Here is a 17,510-nt window from a genome sequence, read left to right as displayed (position 1 = left end):
CACGCACGCCAATCAACGCAGTAGCTCATTGAACTCCCACTGATTGCCAGCGTGGTCGAGAATCCAGAAGTTACGGACGCCGGCCGGTTCTACGGTTGTCGGTTCGTGCAGAATGGTGGCCCCGCGCTGCATGAGGGACTGGTAGGTTTCGTCTAGGTTGTCTACCAGCAAGCCAATGTGCTTGGCACCATGCGTTGCAATAGCCCCAAAAGCATCACGGCCGCCATCGGGCCCCGGCTGGGAGCCCGCTTGCCACAGCAGTTCCAGCCGAATGCCACTGGGCGAGATAAGGTGGGCTATTTCCGTTTGCAGCTCCGCAAAGCCGAAACGTCTTTCCACCGTGAAGCCCAACCACTCCGAGTACCACTGAATAGATTCGTCGAGGTTCGCCACGGAGAGGGCGAAATGGTGGATGCCGCGCAGGTTTACCATGGCTGCCAAAGTGGTTGTAGCGTGAAGATCAGGCTTGATGGCTGCGTCTGGACTGATTTTACGACGCGGCCCTGCTCGAATGCTGTTGGGTCCAGGCAAGGCTTCCACCTCGGCCTACCGCGAGCCTAGGCTGGTGCCGACTCGTAGGTTGTGTTTAAGCCAACGGACTCCCATGCTTCCAGTTCTTGTAGCAGTTTGAGGCTGTGCTCTTTCACGGCTGATACGGCATCGGCGCCGAGTTGCAGGCGCAGAGGCGTGTTTTCGGCCGTTAGTGCTTGGTCGATGGCTGCGGCGGCTTTGAGCGGGTCGCCTTCCTGCGTGCCGTCCATGCCTTTGGCGAAAGACCGGGTGCCGCCTACGGTGTCCTGGTAGGCGTCCAGGGCAGGCATGTGCTTGAGGGCTTCGCCGGCAAATTTGGTGCGGAAGGCGCCGGGCTCCACAATCAGGACCTTGATGCCAAAGGGTGCCACCTCCCCAGCCAGGGCTTCGGAAAGACCTTCGAGGGCAAACTTCGACGCCGAATATGCCCCAAAACCAGCAAAGGAAACCTGTCCGCCCAGGCTGCTGATATTGACGATGGCGCCCGACCGCCGCTCGCGCATATGCGGCAGCACGGCTTTAGTGACGGCCACTGCCCCAAAGAAATTCGTCTCCAGCTGCGCCCGCAACTCGTTTTCGGGTGTTTCCTCCACCGCGCCCACAATGCCGTAGCCCGCGTTGTTAAGCAGCACGTCGATTTGGCCGAAGCGCTGCACTGCTTGCGCTACCGCCTCTTCCACCTGCTGCGCATTGTTTACATCCATTTGGATGGCTTCCACTTGGTCGGGAGCTAAGGCTTTGATGGCTTGCAGCTTGTCGAAGCGGCGCGCCGTAACCACCACCTGGTACCCTTTACTGATGGCGTATTCTGAAAATGCCCGGCCGAAGCCTGAAGAAGCGCCGGTAATAAACCAAACTTTTGTCGTGGACATGATTGGGGTCTTGAGGGGTTGAATGCTATCCAATTAAGGTCTTGCCAGGCAATCCAAAACCGCGGTCCTGGATTGCCAACGGCGGCCATTCCGGGGAATGGCTGTATTGCTACTTAATTCGCTATTGCCGTTGCGTTTTGCTGTTGCAGGTTCCAGAATCGGTCGTTTTCGTACTGGTCGAAGGGAATTTCAAACAGCTCTTCAATCTTGCCATCCACGATGCGGTAGTGAATCATGTAGCGCAGGTTGAAGTGGTTGTCGTCGCCGGTGTAGTAGTCGCGGTGGATGGAAACGGCCCCGCCGTCGTGGCCGAATACGTCGAGTAACTCGAAGCCGTTCTTACCCCGGCCCAGCCTCATGGCCGTGGCCCGGACACCGTTCAGCGCGCCATCTACGCCCTGCCAATCGCCGGAAATGGGGCTCTGGCCGGGCAGGTGCCACACGAAATTGTCACCGAAGTGCGCCCCGAACCACGCCGTATCCACCGTGCCGAAAGCCTGGAAGAAGTCGTAGACGAGCTGCGTGTTGGGGTGGCGGGCGGGGCTACCCTGGGTCTGGAATACACGCTTAAAATGGTCGGCCACGATACGGGCGGCGTTTTGCACGTAGGGTTCCTGGTCGTAGAACTGCGTGTGCTCGCCCACGGTCCAGTGCAGGTCTTTTTCCTCGCTGCCCAGCTCCTCGAAGAAGCGCTTCACGTTCTGGGGCAGGGCCGAGCCGTCGGAGTGCACCAGCTGCACGGGCACCCGGATGTCTTTAGCCGACGCAATGGCGTCCATCTCCAGCCATTCCTGCCAGCCCGGTACGGCAAACTGGTTGGTCCAGGATGGCACGGCGCCACGCGCGGGGTTGGCGTAGTAGTCGATGGGGAAGAACATGGCTGCGCCGCTGCCTTCGGTGGGGTTGTAGGCGTCCACGTAGTCCATTTCGCCGGTTTGCTCATACTTGGCCTGGGCCTGAGCAGCTAGTCCTAAACGTTGCTGCACGCCTTCGGCCCCACCGTAAAAGAGCGGCGTCGTGTCGGGGTGCTGGAGCCAGGCCGCTACGGTAGCCAGGGCTTTGAGGCGCGAATCGGCCGCGGCGGCGTAGGCTACCACGCTGGCCCCGGCGCACACGCCCAGCATACCAATCTGTTCGGGCTGTACGGCCGGCACGGTTTGCAGGAAGCTCACGGCGTTGTGCAAATCCTGCACCTTGGCCCGCGTCGATTCAAACTGCCGGGGCTCGCCGCCACTCTCGCCGTAGAAGCGAAAGTCCAGGGCCAGGGCGGCCAAGCCTTGGTCGGCAAGCTGCTGGCCGTAGCGGTGCCCGATCTGCTCTTTCACCTGCGTCCAGGGCCCACTCACTATCACCACCGGCAACTGCTGGCTGGGCTGGTAGGTGGCGGGAAGAAACAGGGTGCCAACGAGGGTTTCGCCTTCGCTGGGGAAGGTCACGCGGTTAGGGCCGGGTTGGTAAGTCTGCGTTTCCATGGTCGTTTGGGGTGTTGAATTGAACGACACAAAGGAGGGCACAACCAAGCCCTAACTGGTAACGAAAATCAAAGCAGCTACGACAAAAATCAAAGCCACGAGCTTACTGCTCGGCAGAAGAGACGCTTTATACCACCACTACCGCTGCACCCCGCCGCTCCCGGAACTGCTGGGGCGTGCAGGCCGTGTGCTTCTTGAAGAAGCCAATGAAGTGCGTGGGTTCCGAAAAGTGCAGCCGGTACGCCACTTCCTTCACGCTAAGCGTGGTATTGAGCAGCAAGCCTTTGGCCGCCGCCATTACGCCTTCCTGCACCAGCTGCGAGGCCGTTTTGCCCGTGATACGCTTGGCCACGGCGTTGAGGTGGTTGGGGTGAATACTGAGCTGCTCGGCGTAGTAGGAGGGATGGCGCGCGGCGTCGGTAGCGTCAGCGGCTACGAGGCTGCGCTCTAGCAAGGCTTGCAGGCGAGCTACGAGCTGCACGTCGGCGGCGCGGTTTTCCTGGGTGGGGAGTTCGGCGGGCAAGGCCAGGTGGTTGAACTGCCGCCGCACGTGCAGCAGCGCCAGATGCGCGTAGGCCGCCAGAAACGCAGGGCGGTCTGGGTGGTCGAGGTGGTATTCGTGCCAGATCTGCTGAAACAGCGTGTCCAGAACCTGGGCTTCGGCTTCGGGTAGGTCCAGAGGTAACGCCTTATCGAGGCTTAGGAACGGAAATTCCGCCAGCAGATTGGCGCCGGCGGGCGTGCTGCGGGCAAAGTCCTCGTCGAACATAAGGTACCAACCGTCCCAATCGGCCTCGATGTCCCAGGAAATGATTTGGTAAGGCGTGTTGAAAAACAGGTTGGCCGCCAGTGGCTGCCCCGATACCTGCCGGTTGGTGCCGTGCCAGCGCAGCGCCACGGCGTAGAACTCGTGCCGAAACGGCGACTGATGCTTGTTCACCGTCGGCATGTTGTCCGCGAAGCGCCGAATGTCGAAATGCTCATCACGGGGCGGCGCGATATTGATGCAGCGGCAGTATTCGGCAAGCGTCGTGAGATGGAGCATGGGGAAAGGTAGTCTCCCGGCAACCAGCCGCCAAAAACAATGTTTCAGCCCCGAAATTCTACGAGTCTAACCAATCGTGTTGTTTGGCGGGCCCTAGAGAACTTACTTCGTTGGCTTGCCTCGCTCCGAGGCGGACCCTAGTTTGTAGCATGACCAAAAAATCAGTTTCCGAGTCCGCCCCCGAAGCTCTCAGCACCGAGCGCCTGCAAACTCTTGTCGACGGGGTGCTGGCCATTTTACTCACCTTGCTGGTGTTGGAGTTGCGGGCGCCATTAGTTGCTTCCGCCCAGCCCCAGGATCTGTGGGCGCAGCTCGGGCAGCTTTGGCCCAAGTTCTTTTCGTTTCTGGTAAGCTTCGTGTTGCTGGCCATTTTTTGGTTCGGGCACCGCATGGAGTTTCACTACATCCGCCACGGCGACCGGCTGCTCATCTGGATTACCATGCTCTGGCTGCTGGTCTTGACCTGCATTCCATTTGCGGCTTCCCTGCTCGGCAACAACCCCAGCAATCCGGCTGCGCTGGTCGTGTACGGGGCTAATATGAGTCTGGCGGGCCTCGTGCGCTGGCTGCATTGGCGCTACGCCACCCGCGGGCACCGGCTGGTTAGCGCCACTATGTCGCCGCGCATTATTGAGCTGGTCAGCCAACGGTTTCTGCTCATTCCGGCGCTGTACCTGGTAGCTATCGGCTTGGCCTACGTGTCCAGCACAACGGCTCTGGCGTTGTTTGCGCTGTTGCCGTGGCTCTACATTCCGGCTCCGAAAGAAGACCGGCACCTCACCTCGCTCAAGCCCAAAACCGACCTGAACTAGCCTTATTTTACGCTTGCGCGGGCAGTCCAGTTTTGCCAACCGTTCCCAGGTGCGTGTGGCCAAAGCCGGTGGCGTATTTCAGCCCGTAACCCATGAGCCGGTCGAAGGCGGCGTGGAAGAGCAGCACTGAGCCTGCGAGCAGCAGCAGCGGCGCGTGCAACCACCAGCCCGCCAGGCCTACCGCTACGGCCAGCGCTTTGTGGTGGAGCAGGTTGTAGCAAAAGGCCCCGACACGCGGCCCGGCCAGGTAGCCCAGCATGCTCAGGTCGGGGAGCAGGAACAGAGCCGGCAGCCACCACTAGGCGTAGGGCAGCTGCGCGAAAACGACTACGGCAACCAGGGCTTCGGCTAATTCTTCGAGCTTCAGGAGATTTTTCATGGGGGTTGAAACAGTTGGTGAATTGATGTTTCAAAGGTCCGTCCCGGCCCCGTCGAAAGTCGTTAACAAACGCTAAGAAAAACGGCCGTCCTCTTCCGCCACCCGCGCCCGGATGCGGCTCAACGACACGGCCGTAACGCCCAGATAAGAAGCAATGTAATGTTGCGGGATTCGCTCCAGAATCTTGGTTTTGTGGCTGCGCAACAAGGCCCGGTACCGTTCTTCGGGACTCTGCATGAGATATTCCGTGAGCCGTAAATCGGTGCCGATGAGGTTGTACTCGGCCAATAGCCGCCCAAACCGCTCGTACACCGGATGCTCATCATAGAGGTTGCGCAGCACGGCGTACGGAAACACCAGCAACTCCGTGGGCTCCAGCGCCTGAATGGCCAGCGGGCTGACTTGCCCGGTGAGGCAACTGGCATAGGAGGCCATCATGTGATTCTCGAAGAAGAAATAGGTGGTTTTCTCTTCGCCGTCGGGGCGGGTGTAGAACAGGCGGCAGGCGCCCGAAAGCAGCAGGGCGATGTCGTGGCAGGTTTCCTGCTCGCGCACGAAGTATTGCTTGCGGGCCAGATGGCGCGGCTGCAAGGCCGCCCCCAGGGGTGCCCACTCGGCATCGGTGAGGGGTACAAAACGCTGGATGTAGGTGCGCAACGGGTGCATAGCGCAAGGTAAGCGCCGCGCCGGAATCTGACGTTGGGGCAAGAAAAAACCCGCTCCGAAAGGCATCGAAGCGGGTTTTTGCGTAGTCCGTAGGGGAATCGAACCCCTGTTGGTAGAATGAAAATCTACTGTCCTAACCCCTAGACGAACGGACCAGATAAAACGGCGTTTTCCGTTTTGGTGGTGCAAAGATAGAAGCCGCCGCGCGTCAGGCAAGCACTGCGGGGTAAAATTTTTACGAAGCGTGAAAAACAGGCTGATTTTCAGTGCTAAATTTTTTCGGAAAGGAGGGTGTTTCGGGGTGTAACGGGCCGATTTGGCGAAGTACCCGGAGCCCTGTACCTTCGCTCCGCGTTTTCACCCGGCCCTTCGGGACCGATACACTCCCATTCCCCATACTACTATGGCTAAAATCAAAGTTGCCATCAACGGCTTTGGCCGGATCGGCCGCCTAACGTTCCGCTCGCTGCTCGGCCGCGACAACGTGGAAGTCGTGGCCATCAACGACCTGACGGACAACAAAACGCTGGCTCACCTGCTCAAGTACGACTCCATACATGGTCGTTTCGATGGCACCGTGGCCTACGATGAGAACAGCCTGACCGTAAACGGCCAGCGCATTCAGGCCCTGGCCGAGCGTGACCCCAAACTGTTGCCCTGGGGCGACATGGGCATTGATGTGGTGTTAGAATCGACGGGCCGCTTCGTAGACGAAGCCGGCGCAGGCCAGCACCTCACCGCCGGCGCCAAGAAAGTGGTGATTTCCGCTCCTGCCACCGGTAATATCCCTACTGTAGTACTCGGCGTGAACGAAGACGTGCTGACCGGCGCGGAAACCATTCTCAGCAACGCCAGCTGCACCACCAACTGCCTGGCCCCGATGGCCAAGGTCCTCGATGATGCCTTCGGAATTGAGAAAGGCTACATCACGACGGTGCACGCCTACACCTCCGACCAAAACCTGCAGGACGCGCCGCACAAGGACCTGCGCCGCGCCCGTGCCGCCGCCTACAGCATTATCCCCACCAGCACCGGTGCCGCCAAAGCCGTAGGGCTGGTGCTGCCCAAACTGAAGGGCAAGCTCGATGGTATTGCCATGCGCGTGCCCGTTCCGGATGGCTCGACCACCGACCTGACCGTGATTCTGAAGCAGGAAGTAACCAAGGAGCAGATCAACGAGGCCGTGAAAGCCGCCGCTGAAGGCCCCCTGAAAGGCATCCTGGAGTACAGCACCGACCCGCTGGTAAGCATCGACATCGTGGGCAACCCCCACTCGTGCATCTTCGACTCGCAGCTCACGTCCACCAACGGCACGCTGGTGAAGGTGGTAGGCTGGTACGACAACGAGTTCGGCTACAGCACCCGCACCGCCGACCTTATCCAGAAACTGGGTGAGAAAATGAACGGCTAAGCTTCGCACTTGCTGCAAACAAGAAAAAGGCTTTCCAGCAATGGGAAGCCTTTTTTTTGCATATCAGGTGATCATTCAGATATGTAGATACTTAGCAGGCGCACTGCCAGCCCCAGAGGGGTGCTATGTCGGTAGAAAACGCTGCTTACTATTTTGATCAAAGCCCCATCGGGGCGACACGTGCGTAACCGGGTGTCGCCCCGATGGGGCTTGTTCTTTCTCTTCCTCAATTCTGCTACCGATATGGCGTCCCTCTGGGGCTAATAAGAAGATAGGCTGGTCACCATAACGCATAATTCTAGCTACGGATACTGCCGCCGGGACGAGGGAGGTAAATAAGCTATGCCTTTGATTTTGGTTGCCACCAACGGCCTGCATTGATTAGCCTATGCAAAAAGGAGGTGGGCTCATGCTACAGCGGATGCCGCCGTATCTTTGCCATTCAGGCTCTACTCCGCTCCTCTTTCCTGTGCGCATCTGCTTTATCCTTAACCCAGCCTCTGGCACTAATCGCACGCAAGATGTGCCCGCACTACTGACGCGCTACGCCCAGGCCGCCAGTGCCGACTTCGCCATCTGGCCCACGCAGTACGCCGGGCACGCGGAAGAGCTAGCCCGCCAGGCGGCTGCGGAAGGGTTTCGGGTAGTGGCTGCCGTGGGCGGCGATGGTACCGTGAACGAGGTAGGACGGGGCCTGCTGGGCGCGGAAGCGGCGCTGGGCATCGTGCCGCGCGGCTCCGGCAATGGACTTGCCCGCCACCTGCGCATTCCGCTGGATTTGCCGGGCGCAGTGCGCCGTCTAAGCAAGCCCACGTTTCAGCGCATCGATACGGGCGAGATAAACGGGCACCCCTTTTTTTGCACGGCGGGCCTGGGCTTCGACGCCCACGTGAGTAAGCTGTTTGCCCAGGCTGGCACCCGCGGGCTGAGCACCTACGTGAAGGTTTCTTTGCGCGAATACCGGCGCTACCGCCCCACGCCCGTGCAACTCACTCTCAACGAGCAGGTGTTCGACACGAATTGCTACGTGCTCGCCTTCGCCAACGCCGCCCAGTACGGCAACAACGCCTACATCGCGCCCCGCGCCGACATTCAGGACGGGCTGCTCGATGTGTGTTTGATTGATGGATTATCGTTGCCGCGGGCGGTGCGGGTGGGTTTGGGGCTGGCCTTGGGCACCCTGCCCACGTCGGGCGGGGCGGTGTACCATACGTCGCGGCACATTTTGGTGCAGTCTGCTACGCCGCTCGGCTTCCACGTCGATGGTGATTACGTGGCCGATGCCACCCATTTTGAAGCACTCCTGCACCCGCTGGCGCTGGAAGTGGCCGTGTAGCGACGGCCGCGTCGTATAGCCGTATACTTTCCGTGGGTGGCGAAGCCCGCTTCGTAGTACATTTCGAGCATGAAGACCAACAAAAAAGGCCGGGAAGGCGTGGTATATTCCACCAATCCCGATTTCGAATATCAGGAAACCGGCAACGAAGAAGCCGTTACGCTGCCCCCGCAGCAGCAGAACCTCCGCGTGCAACTCGATAAGAAGTCCCGCGGCGGCAAGCAAGTTACCCTCGTAACCGGCTTCGTAGGCCAAGACACCGACTTGCAGGAGCTAGGCAAGCTGCTCAAAACCAAGTGCGGCGTCGGCGGCAGCGCCAAAGACGGCGAAATCGTCATCCAAGGCGACTTCCGCGACAAAGTGCTCGCCGTGCTCCTAGAAAAAGGCTACAAAGCCAAAAAAGCCGGCGGGTGAGGTTAATGAAGAATTAGGAATGAAGAAGGAGGAATTACCAGACGCTCCGGTCTGCCCGCTTTTTTCAGCGGGCTGAACGGTCGCCGCTAGCTGACGTTGTTTCGCCGGCCTTATAACGGCGCACCCTTCGACCGTTCAGCTCGCCAAGAAAGCGAGCAGACCGGAGCTGCCTCAATGAGCAATTGCCAATGAGCAATGAGCAGTTGCCGGGCTAGGCCTTTAGGAAGTTCCTCATTCATTCTTCATTCTCAATTGCCGCAAAGCGCGCTCCACATCTTCCGGGGTATCGATGCCGATGGTGGCTAGCTCGGTTTCGGCGGTGAGGATTTGGTAGCCGGCTTCCAGCCAGCGGAGCTGTTCCAGACTTTCGGCCAGTTCTAGTGGGGAAGGCGGGAGCTGGGTGATTTCGCAGAGCACGTCGGGACGGTAGGCATAGAGGCCGATGTGGCGCAGGTAGCGGTGGTGCTGGAGCCACTGTTCGGGAGCGTGCTGGCGTTGGTAGGGCAGGGGATGGCGGCTGAAGTACAAGGCGTGGCCCCGCGCATCGAGCACCACTTTGGGTAGGTGCGGGCTGAACAATTCCTCGTCGCTCACCACGGGTTTCACCAGCGTAGCCAGCTGTGGTGGCGTGGCGCGGTCGAATAGTTGGATTAGCGCGTCAATCTGGGCGGGGTGGATGAAAGGCTCGTCGCCCTGGATGTTGATGATGCAGTCGGCTGCTACGTTCAGCTGCTCGTAGGCGTCGCGCACCCGGTCGGTGCCGCTGGGGTGGTCGGGGGAAGTTAGTACGACTTCACCGCCAAAATCCAGCACGTGCTGCCGGATACGCTCATCATCGGTGGCTACTACTACGCGACTCAGCCGGGCCTGTCGGGCCTGTTCTACCACGCGCTGAATCATGGATTTGCCGCCCAAATCTACTAGCGGCTTGCCGGGCAGGCGAGTAGAAGCGTAGCGGGCGGGAATGATGCCGATGGCGTGCATAGAGCAAGAAAGTAAGAGAGAACTAGGAGCCAAGGTACGCCCACCCACCGAAGCGCGAAACAGGTTTTCGCCCTACCTGGGCTTTGTCCCGAAAATGAGCAAGGAAAAGCGGTTGTTGTCATATTTGGCTGGCCTACTGCCTGCGAATGCCTAACTTTCGGCCAAGTTTATGCGTGGCGGCGGCTTATTGCCGTTTAGTGCGCGTTGCTGCCTTTGCCTTATTGTCTAGTATGTCCCGAATTTCGTTGCTGTCCGCCGCGTTTGTTTTTTCTGGTTTTTCAGTTCTGGCGGCCCCCCGGCCCATAGCTCCCCCCGACTCTATCGGCGTGGAATACCGGGGTGGTAAAATGCTCATCAAGCACCGCGTAGTGCCCGGCGAAACACTCTACGGCCTGTCGCGCCGCTATAAAGTGCCCGTCGATCAAATAGTGGAAGCCAATGCCGGGCTGAAAGGCTCACTCGTGACCGGGCAGATTGTGTTAGTGCCGCGCCAACGCGCAGTAATGAATACTCCCGCTGCCGCCAAGGCCGCGCCAAAAGCTGTCCCAACTGCTCCTGCTGCCTCTAGCGCCGCCCTGGCCCTGCCCACCGATGCTCGCGGCAATCATATCTACAAGGTGCAGCCCGGCCAGACGCTGTTTGCTATTGCCCGCAAGTTCAGCACCACGCCGCAGGTTTTAGCGCAGCTCAACGGCTTCGCGCCCAACTACAACGTGCGTTCCGGCCAGGCGCTTATTGTGGCAGCTGGTAGTGCTCCGGCCCGCCGCGAAACGCCCGCACCAACTCCAGCGGCGCCAACACCGGCTGCCCCAGCAGCACCCGTTACCCGTGAGCCAGTGGTAACTACCGCGCCCGCGCCAACCCGCCCAACGCCGGCACCAATCCTGACCCGGCCTGAAGCAACCGCCAAGCCCCGCGACAAAGACACTACCACAACTTCTGCGGCCACCCCGGCTAAAGAAGAAGAGCGCGCTCCAGAGCGGGCCAGCGAAATCGTGCGCCGGGTGACGGAAAGCGGCCTGGCCACCAGCATTCCCAACAGCACCACCGACAAATACCTGGCCCTGCACAAAACGGCCTCCGTCGGTACCATCATGCAGGTGCGCAATATCATGAATGGGCAGTCGGTGTACGTGCGCGTCATTGGTCCGCTGCCGGATACCGGCGAAAACAACAACATCCTGGTGCGCCTCTCGCCCCGCGCCGTGCAGCGCCTCGCCACTCCCGACGCTCGTTTCCGCGTCGAAACCAGCTATGTACCGTAATGGAGAAGTTAGAAGTGAGAGCTTAGACTCCGGTTCTAACAACTAAAGTACACCAGAACGAAAGTCTAACTTCTCACTTCTAAGCTCTCATTTCTAAAAATGAATCACGCGCAGGTTCGGGCGGTTCTGGAAGAAAACTACGTCCGCTACAACCAGCCGGCTTTCATCCTGAACGACCCTATTAGCATTCCGCACCGTTTCACGTTGCGGCAGGACGTGGAAATCAGCGGGCTGTTTGCGGCGCTGCTGGCCTGGGGGCGGCGGCCTACCATCATCAGCAAGTGCCACGAGCTAATGCAGCGCATGGATAACGCGCCGTATCAATTCGTTACGCAGCACCAGGAGGAGGATTTAAAGCGGCTTCTGGGCTTCTGCCACCGCACTTTCTGCGATACCGACTTGCTTTATTTCGTGCATTGGCTGCGCTGGTTCTATGCCGGCCACGCCACGCTCGAAGATGCATTTCTACGTGGCACCACCCAAAAAGAGCAGCTCGAAAACTTTCACAACCTGTTCTTCAGCCTCGACGACGCGCCGCAGCGGACTCGCAAGCACGTGGCCACGCCAGCCCGCGGCTCCGCCTGCAAGCGCGTGAATATGTATCTGCGCTGGATGGTCAGAAAAGACGAGCAAGGCGTGGATTTTGGCCTCTGGAACCGCCTGCCCATGAGCCAGTTGGTGTGCCCCTGCGACGTGCACGTGGAGCGCGTGGCCCGCTGCCTGGGTCTGCTGGAACGCAAACAGGTAGACTGGCTGGCCGCCGAAGACCTCACCGACCATTTGCGCACCTTCGACCCGCTCGACCCCGTCAAGTACGATTTCGCGCTCTTTGGCCTCGGAGTAGAAGGAGAAATGTAACGCGAAGTTCCCGCTTCCGCTAACGAGCGAAGCGAGTAGGCATAACTGCGCCGTCTGGTTCCAGCGCGAGATGCTGGAACCTAGTGGAGCGCTACACCTAAGGAGGTAAAGACTACGTAACAAAATATGCCGAGTCCGAGCGTGCGCTACGTTCTGACTTCTCATATCTAAGTTCTCACTTCTCAGGCCAGAGCTTGATGTTACATTTTAGATAATGAATCTTTCTCGCCGTATATCATGTTTACCTTCGCATTCCAATCTGAATTCCAAGACTACCTGATTTGATTCTTCCTCAGAATTTCGAGCAAAAAATAGGTTTCGCGCAGTTGCGTGACATGCTGGATGGCTTGTGCCTGAGTGCCCTTGGCCGCCAGTTTGTGGCCAAAATGAGCTTCCAGACCAAGCACGACCAGCTTCAGAAGCTCCTGCTCCAAACCGACGAGTTCCGTTTCCTGCTGCACAGCGGGGCCGACTTCCCCAGCCAGCACTACCACGATGCCGGCCCCCACCTCGTGCGGGCCAGCCTGCCCGGCGCCTACCTCGACGTAGCGGCTTTTTTCGCCGTGAAAATGAGTTTGCGCACCATTCGCCAGGCGCTTACCTTCTTCACACAAGCCGCCGAAGACCTGTACCCCACCTTGCGCCTGCTCGGCATAGGCGTACAGGTAGACCGCAACCTGCTGGCCGCCCTCGACAAAGTGGTGGACGACGAGGGCCTCGTCCGGGACGATGCGTCGCCGCTGCTGCGCCAGATTCGGCAAGAGCTGATTGCCTGGCAAGGATTGCTGCGTAAGCAGATTGCCGGCATTTTGCGCCACGCCCGCCAAGAGGGCTGGACGCCCGAAGGTGCCGAGCCCACCATCCGGGGAGGCCGCTTGGTGCTGCCCGTTATTGCGGAGCACAAGCGCCGCGTAAAAGGCCTGATTCACGACGAGTCGGCCTCGGGGCAAACGGTGTTTATTGAGCCAGAAGCCGTGTTCGAGCTGAACAACGACATCAAGGACCTCGAAAACGCCTACCAGCGTGAGCTAATCCGCATCCTGACGTCCCTCACCGACCAGCTCCGCCCGCACATCCCCGATCTGCGCAAGGCCTACCAATACCTTGGTCTGCTCGATTTCGTGCGGGCCAAGGCGCTGCTGGCGTTGCGCGTCGAAGCTACGTTGCCGGCCCTCAACCCGCGCCCGTTGCTGCGCTGGAAGAAGGTGCGCCACCCGCTGCTCTACCTCACGTTCAAGGAGCACTTCAAAGAAAATCCGCGCGAAGTGGTGCCGCTGGATATTGAGCTCCATCAAGAGCAGCGCATCCTGCTGATTTCCGGGCCGAACGCCGGCGGTAAATCCGTGAGCATGAAGACGGTGGGCTTGGTACAATACATGCTGCAATGCGGCCTGCTGATTCCGGCCGGCGAAGGCTCCGAAGCGGGCATGTTCGATGACATCTTCCTCGACATTGGCGACGAGCAGAGCCTGGAAAACGACTTGAGCACGTACTCTTCGCACTTGCTCAGCATGAAGCAGTTCGTGACGCTAGCCAACAAGCAAAGCCTCATACTGATTGACGAGTTTGGCACGGGCACCGAGCCCGTCTTGGGCGGGGCCATTGCTGAATCGGTGTTGGAGCAGCTGAACCGGGCGCGCAGCTTCGGCGTCATCACTACGCACTACACCAACCTCAAGAACTACGCCGAGCGCACGCCCGGCGTCGTGAACGGGGCCATGCGCTACGACCCGGAACAGCTGCAGCCGCTCTACCGCCTCGAAATAGGGAAGCCCGGCTCTTCATTTGCCATCGAAATTGCCCGCAAAATCGGGTTGCCGAAGCAGCTCGTGGAGCGCGCTACGCAGCTCGTGGGCAAAGATAAAATCCGCTACGACCGGCTGTTGGAAGGCTTGGAGAAAGAAAAGGCCGACCTCGAAGCCCGCACCGCCGAAGCTTCCAAGCAGGAGCGTCGCCTCAAAAAAGCCGCCCAGGAGTACCAGGACCTCAAGAAGTACCTCGACGACACCACGCTCGATGTGCTCCGGGAGGCCAAGCAGAAAGCCAAGCTGCTGCTCAAGGACACTAATCAGCAGATTGAGGCCACCATCCAGGAAATCCGCCTCGGCCAGGCCGACAAAGAGAAAACCAAGGATGCCCGCCAGAAGCTCGACACCTTCGTGCGTGAGAAGCTGCAAATTGAGCCGCCCAAGCCCAAAGCCACCCGCGAACTGGCCGAGGCCGGCACCCTCAAGCCCGGCGACAAAGTGGCGTTGCTAGGCCAGGAAGGGCACGGCGAAATTATGAGCGTGAAAGGCAAAACGGCCGAAGTGTCGTTTGGCGGGCTGAAGACTATCGTGAAGATCAGTCAGCTGGAAAAGCTCACGCGGGGCGAAATCCGGGAACGGGAGAAGGAAGCCGCCCGCAAGGCCCCGGCCCAATACTCCGGCCTCGACATCACCGGCCGCATGTCCGGTTTCAACACTACGCTCGACCTGCGCGGCGAGCGGGCCGAAGACGCGCTCAACCGAATCATGGCCTACGTAGACGACGCCGTGATGCTCGGCGTGCCGGAAATCAAGATTCTGCACGGCCGCGGCAACGGCGTATTGCGCCAAGTGGTGCGCGATTACCTGCACCGCACCCGCCAAGTGGCCAGCGTAGCCGACGAACACGCCGACCGTGGCGGCGACGGTGCCACCGTAGCCGTATTAAAATAAACATGACCTGGCAGGCTTAAGCGAACGAAGTTTGCAAGCCTGCCAGCCACGGAGCCAATTCAGTCTCCAGACTGAACGCTAAATAAAAGGAAACTCGCCCCCAAGTACATTAACGCCAATATGCAGCCGCCCGGAACAAGTGGAGCACGATCGTGCTCCACTTGTTCCGGGCGGCTGTTTTGCTAAGCTCCTCATGTCGCGGTTGCCGTTGGTTGAGAAGCTATAGGTTGAGATTGCTTGTCCTATCCGTAGAAAATATATCAGGGGGTAAGAATGAGTTATATTTTATTGAAAATCAATACAGTAACATTGGTTATACAGTCGCGTTTACCATTGAGCTTCTTGCTGTTGTTCAATCATTCCTTCAAAAACCATGTTTGTATGAAAAAGCATCTACAACTCACTTTCCGCAATCTAACTACGCTGTTGTTTTGCACTGGCTTGGCGGTTCAGGCATCTGCCGCCGACTACTATGTGGCCAGCACCGGCGACGACGCCAACGCGGGTACTTCAACCGGCAGCGCGTGGCGTACTATCAGCAAAGTCAATGGCTTCACCTTCCGGGCCGGCGACCGGCTATTCTTTGAGGGCGGCAAAACGTTTGCCGGTACCATGCAGCTGACTTCCACTGACGGCGGTGTGGCCACCAACCCAGTGGTCGTGGGCTCCTACGGCACGGGTCGCGCTACCATTGATGGCGGGGCCGGCTCGGGCCTCACCATCACCGGGACTACGGGCATTCGGGTCAATAACCTAAATTTTGTGGGCTTGGGCCGCAAAACTGGTAACAACGGCGGCAAGGGGGTGGTAATAGCTAGCGCCGCCAGCGTAACCATCGACCAAGTGGAAGCCAGTGGATTTCAGTACGCGGGCGTCTACTTTTACTATAGCACCGACGTGCGCGTGACCAACGTTTACGCCCACGACAACGGCTTCGCCGGCATTACCGGCTACCAATCCAACAATACGTACTTAGGTTATTGCCGGGCTATCAACAACCCTGGGGACCCTTCCATCACCAATAACCACAGCGGCAACGGCATTGTGATATCGGGCAAAGTTGCCACCATTGAGTACTGCGAAGCCGCTTACAACGGCTACGACATGCAGCAAGTGAACTACAACGGGCCGGTGGGCATCTGGTGCTTCGAGGCCGATCAGGTCACGATTCAGTACTGCATTTCGCACAACAATCAGAGCCCTAAAGCAGATGGCGGGGGCTTCGACCTCGACGGCGGGGTGACCAACTCCGTGGTACAGTACAACTACGCCTACGAGAACAAGAACTACGGGTACCTGTGCTGGGAATACGGCTCGGCCATAAAGTGGACGGGCAACGTGTTTCGCTACAACATCAGCGTGAACAATTCTGGGCCGGGCCTCCTATTGGGCAGTAGCGGTGGGCAGGGCGTAAACGATTGTGAAGTTTACAACAATCTGTTTTACAACACTTCGTATTCGGCTGTGAAGGAGGAAGGCCGTTTTAGCAACTTCAATCTGCGTAACAACATCCTAGTTGGGCCTAACAACAACACCTTGGTATCAACCACTAGCGGGCTTACTTACCAGGCCAATTGCTACTGGTTTACCAACGGCGGCTTCAACGTGGGCGGTTACAGTAGCTTGGCCGCCTGGGCCAACGCGACGGGGCAAGAAAAACTAAATGGCAGCATCGTTGGGATTAATGCCGACCCGAAGCTCCAAAACCCCACCAACTACGAAAAGCTCACGGACCCGACCAAGCTACCCGCTCTGACGTCCTTCCTGGTGCAGGCGGGTTCACCAATTATCGACAAGGGGTTGAACCTGAAAACGCAGTTTGGTATCGACCCCGGCACCCGTGATTTTTACGGCAACGCGGTGCCAGCAAACGGCAGCTTCGACATTGGGGCCCAAGAGGGAGCCAACCCGTCCGCCCCCGTTCCCTCGTCCAATTTGGCACTCAACCCGGGCTTTGATGCCGACGGGGCTGCCGTGCAGGCTCCGCAAAACTGGAGCACCTGGAGCGGTAGCGCCGGCACCGACGCGAATGCCGACTACACCGAAACCAACGGCGGTTCCCATGGCGGCACCTACCACGGCACCCATTACAAAACCAGCGCCTACGAGGTGTACACGTACCAGGTAGCCACGAGCTTAGCCAATGGCCTCTACACGCTACGGGCCTGGACGAAGAGCAGTGGCGGCCAAACCTACGCCCTGTTGCTGGCTAAAAACTACGGCGGCCAACAAGTGAGCGTCCCGGTTCCCACTACCACCTCGGGCGGTGTGAGTGGCGCTTGGCAGCAAGTGGAACTCCCGAACATCAACGTAACCAACGGGCAGTGCGAGATTGGTTTCTATTCCGTGGCTGGGGCGGGGCAGTGGCTGTTTTTCGATGACGTGGAACTGGTCAGGCAGAGTGCCGCCAGAACCAGTGCTGCGCCTTTGGCCCGCACCGCGTCGGTTTCGTCGGCCGCCGCAAAGCTGACTAGCTGGCCCAACCCGGCCGCCGATCAGCTGACGGTGCGCTATTCCAGCCCCCGAAACCAACAGCTTGATGTGCAGATCATTTCCTTGCAAGCTCAAACCCGCCTGCGTCAACGCCAGACCGTAGCGGCGGGCGAAAACCGCTTCAGCATCAACACGGCCGCACTGCCCACGGGCATCTACCTGCTGCAAATCAATGACGGACAGCAGATTCATACCGAACGAATTAGCGTAACGAAACCGTAGTGTTTGGGCGTTAGCAGGCCAAAAACCAAGGTTAAAAGCAAGCAAGAGTCG

General features: G+C 59.1%; 15 protein-coding genes and 1 tRNA gene. 8 read left to right on the top strand and 8 right to left on the bottom strand.

Annotation, left to right across the window (positions count from 1 at the left end; genetic code table 11):
• Positions 1-12 precede the first annotated feature (12 nt).
• The 4 genes from ACYSMN_RS16065 to ACYSMN_RS16050 form a co-directional block, all read right to left on the bottom strand.
• Positions 13-432, bottom strand: a complete 420-nt coding sequence (locus ACYSMN_RS16065) for a VOC family protein (RefSeq protein ID WP_488924926.1) — start codon at positions 430-432, stop codon at positions 13-15.
• Positions 433-557: 125 nt separating this feature from the next.
• Positions 558-1,403 (bottom strand): oxidoreductase, encoded by an 846-nt coding sequence (locus ACYSMN_RS16060; RefSeq protein WP_488924925.1) that lies wholly within the window; start codon positions 1,401-1,403, stop codon positions 558-560.
• A gap of 113 nt (positions 1,404-1,516) precedes the next feature.
• Positions 1,517-2,875 carry a serine aminopeptidase domain-containing protein gene (locus tag ACYSMN_RS16055; protein ID WP_488924924.1) on the bottom strand — a complete coding sequence of 453 codons (1,359 nt, stop codon included), beginning with the start codon at positions 2,873-2,875 and terminating at the stop codon, positions 1,517-1,519.
• A 127-nt stretch (positions 2,876-3,002) separates the two neighbouring features.
• On the bottom strand, positions 3,003-3,920 hold the full coding sequence (locus tag ACYSMN_RS16050; protein WP_488924923.1) for a helix-turn-helix domain-containing protein: 918 nt from the start codon (positions 3,918-3,920) through the stop codon (positions 3,003-3,005).
• Positions 3,921-4,069: 149 nt separating this feature from the next.
• On the opposite strand from ACYSMN_RS16050, the gene ACYSMN_RS16045 reads away from it, so the two are divergent.
• The gene (locus ACYSMN_RS16045) at positions 4,070-4,732 is read left to right on the top strand and encodes a TMEM175 family protein (protein WP_488924922.1); all 663 of its coding nucleotides are present in this window, start codon (positions 4,070-4,072) and stop codon (positions 4,730-4,732) included.
• A gap of 7 nt (positions 4,733-4,739) precedes the next feature.
• Here ACYSMN_RS16045 and ACYSMN_RS16040 read toward each other — a convergent pair whose 3' ends face one another.
• The 3 genes from ACYSMN_RS16040 to ACYSMN_RS16030 all read right to left on the bottom strand — a co-directional run bounded on the left by ACYSMN_RS16040 (position 4,740) and on the right by ACYSMN_RS16030 (position 5,932).
• Positions 4,740-5,024, bottom strand: a complete 285-nt coding sequence (locus ACYSMN_RS16040; RefSeq protein WP_488925012.1) for a DUF4260 family protein — start codon at positions 5,022-5,024, stop codon at positions 4,740-4,742.
• Positions 5,025-5,183: 159 nt separating this feature from the next.
• Entirely contained in the window at positions 5,184-5,777 is a 594-nt protein-coding gene (locus tag ACYSMN_RS16035) for a Crp/Fnr family transcriptional regulator (protein ID WP_488924921.1), read from the bottom strand.
• An 83-nt stretch (positions 5,778-5,860) separates the two neighbouring features.
• Positions 5,861-5,932 (bottom strand) — tRNA-Glu (locus tag ACYSMN_RS16030).
• A 248-nt stretch (positions 5,933-6,180) separates the two neighbouring features.
• Between ACYSMN_RS16030 and gap the strand changes: the two genes are divergently transcribed.
• The 3 genes from gap (at position 6,181) to ACYSMN_RS16015 (ending at position 8,938) form a co-directional block, all read left to right on the top strand.
• Complete coding sequence (gene gap, locus ACYSMN_RS16025) at positions 6,181-7,188, top strand: type I glyceraldehyde-3-phosphate dehydrogenase (RefSeq protein WP_488924920.1); 1,008 nt, start codon at positions 6,181-6,183, stop codon at positions 7,186-7,188.
• A gap of 421 nt (positions 7,189-7,609) precedes the next feature.
• Entirely contained in the window at positions 7,610-8,524 is a 915-nt protein-coding gene (locus ACYSMN_RS16020) for a diacylglycerol/lipid kinase family protein (protein WP_488925011.1), read from the top strand.
• 69 nt (positions 8,525-8,593) lie between these two features.
• Positions 8,594-8,938, top strand: a complete 345-nt coding sequence (locus tag ACYSMN_RS16015) for a translation initiation factor (RefSeq protein WP_488924919.1) — start codon at positions 8,594-8,596, stop codon at positions 8,936-8,938.
• A gap of 231 nt (positions 8,939-9,169) precedes the next feature.
• On the opposite strand, the gene kdsB is transcribed toward ACYSMN_RS16015, so the two are convergent.
• The gene (gene kdsB, locus ACYSMN_RS16010) at positions 9,170-9,922 is read right to left on the bottom strand and encodes a 3-deoxy-manno-octulosonate cytidylyltransferase (protein WP_488924918.1); all 753 of its coding nucleotides are present in this window, start codon (positions 9,920-9,922) and stop codon (positions 9,170-9,172) included.
• 230 nt (positions 9,923-10,152) lie between these two features.
• On the opposite strand from kdsB, the gene ACYSMN_RS16005 reads away from it, so the two are divergent.
• From ACYSMN_RS16005 to ACYSMN_RS15990, 4 genes are all read left to right on the top strand, one after another.
• On the top strand, positions 10,153-11,187 hold the full coding sequence (locus ACYSMN_RS16005; protein WP_488924917.1) for a LysM peptidoglycan-binding domain-containing protein: 1,035 nt from the start codon (positions 10,153-10,155) through the stop codon (positions 11,185-11,187).
• 99 nt (positions 11,188-11,286) lie between these two features.
• Positions 11,287-12,045 (top strand): TIGR02757 family protein, encoded by a 759-nt coding sequence (locus tag ACYSMN_RS16000; RefSeq protein ID WP_488924916.1) that lies wholly within the window; start codon positions 11,287-11,289, stop codon positions 12,043-12,045.
• A gap of 281 nt (positions 12,046-12,326) precedes the next feature.
• The gene (locus ACYSMN_RS15995) at positions 12,327-14,744 is read left to right on the top strand and encodes an endonuclease MutS2 (protein WP_488924915.1); all 2,418 of its coding nucleotides are present in this window, start codon (positions 12,327-12,329) and stop codon (positions 14,742-14,744) included.
• A 381-nt stretch (positions 14,745-15,125) separates the two neighbouring features.
• Entirely contained in the window at positions 15,126-17,459 is a 2,334-nt protein-coding gene (locus tag ACYSMN_RS15990) for a T9SS type A sorting domain-containing protein (protein WP_488924914.1), read from the top strand.
• Positions 17,460-17,510: the final 51 nt, after the last annotated feature.

This window comes from Hymenobacter sp. M1-2, from assembly GCF_057808495.1.
This window is presented reverse-complemented; position numbering and strand designations above follow the sequence as displayed.